The 1,460-nt window shown below is 42.9% G+C and carries 1 protein-coding gene; it reads left to right on the top strand.

From position 1 onward, the window contains the following. Window positions 1-1,460, top strand: a 1,460-nt coding sequence (locus G468_RS22700) for a PD-(D/E)XK nuclease-like domain-containing protein (protein WP_211229685.1), incomplete at both ends; no start/stop codon positions are given.

Genomic DNA, 1,460 nt, shown 5'->3' with positions numbered 1-1,460 from the left:
GACGGCGCAAATTGCTGTTTTTACAAATCGCCGCGATTGGAAGAAATCAGCGTTGAGGAATGCCTCGCTAATACGGAAAAGCAGACGGATATTACCGAAGAGCAGGAAATAGACCAGTTTTGCGCTTTGCTGACGATATTTGGGATTCAGGAAGAGTACGACGAAGGGGAAATTCGAGATGCAGATGAATTGCTCGCCAATCCAGCGGAAGAGCCAGAGCTTTTTGAGCAATATACCGAACTGCGTGAATTGTTGTCTGTGAAAATACAGGAAGTAGGCAAAACTATCTCTTTAAGCGAAATTAATAAAATAGCGATTAATCTTTTTGAGTGTGGAAAAGATAATCAGTTATTAACTCAATCAACAGAGTTATCCACTGAATCTGTAGTTATACCTGTGGAAAACTTGGGAGAAGTCGAAAAAAGCGTGACGAATGTCGCACTTGATGAGTTGGTTAATAATTATACAGAAGAAAAAGAGTTAATTAACTCGGTCATCAAAAATATCGAAGACAACTCCATTTTCTCTGCTTTCCCACCCGTTAACGGAAAAATCATGAGCGGCGAGGGTATCGAGCTTGAGATGTTAAACGGCTGTGTTGATGCGTTAAAACCCACAGAAAGTCTGATTGTTCGCCACCTCGCAAATAGCACCTATCATGCGGCAAACGGCTATTCCAGTACGCAAATACGAGAGATTCAGAAAGCAAAAACAATAGCTGTCGTAGATTCAAACAAGGACGCTCCCTACAAAGAGACTAAAAACGGTGCGTTTTTGATTGGTACGGCTGTACATGCCGCTATTCTTGAGCCGGAGCGCTTCCGTGAACAGTACCTTTGTGCGCCAGATGTTGATTTGCGAACCAAAGATGGCAAACAAACCTTGGCGGATTTTGAGGCGCAATCCGTGGCCAAAAATCAAATCGTGCTCAAAAAAGACGACTTTGAGCAAGTTGAAATGATGCGAGATTCTGCACTGGCTTACCCAATGGTTGACGAGCTACTAGAAAACGGCGAACCAGAGGTTTCAATTTTCTATCGTACGGAAAAGGGAACACTCTTGAAAATCCGCCCTGATTTTTTCGGCATATATTCCGACAAACCCTCCTTGTTGGATGTGAAAACAACAGAAGATGTTTTTGATTTTGGTAATTCCGTTAACAAGTATAGCTATCACATACAGGCGGAATTTTACCGTCTGGTTGCCTATTGGGTTTTTGGTCAAGCGATGACTTTCACTTTCTGCGCGATTGGAAAAAAAACAGTTTGCGGGCGTTTTCCGGTGATACTTTGTGAGCCAGACGACGAAGATAGCGAACAGGGCGTATACGAAGTCAACCGTGTGATTGATATGCTAGAAAGCGTCATTGAAACTTATCCGATAGTTAAAATATCCCGTCCTTTCTGGTCAAAACAGGCGGATAGAAAACGCAGAGAAGCGTTGATGTTGGAAGGAGGTGT

Source organism: Arsenophonus nasoniae DSM 15247 (genome assembly GCF_000429565.1).
In the GTDB taxonomy this organism is placed as follows: domain Bacteria; phylum Pseudomonadota; class Gammaproteobacteria; order Enterobacterales; family Enterobacteriaceae; genus Arsenophonus; species Arsenophonus nasoniae.
This window is presented reverse-complemented; position numbering and strand designations above follow the sequence as displayed.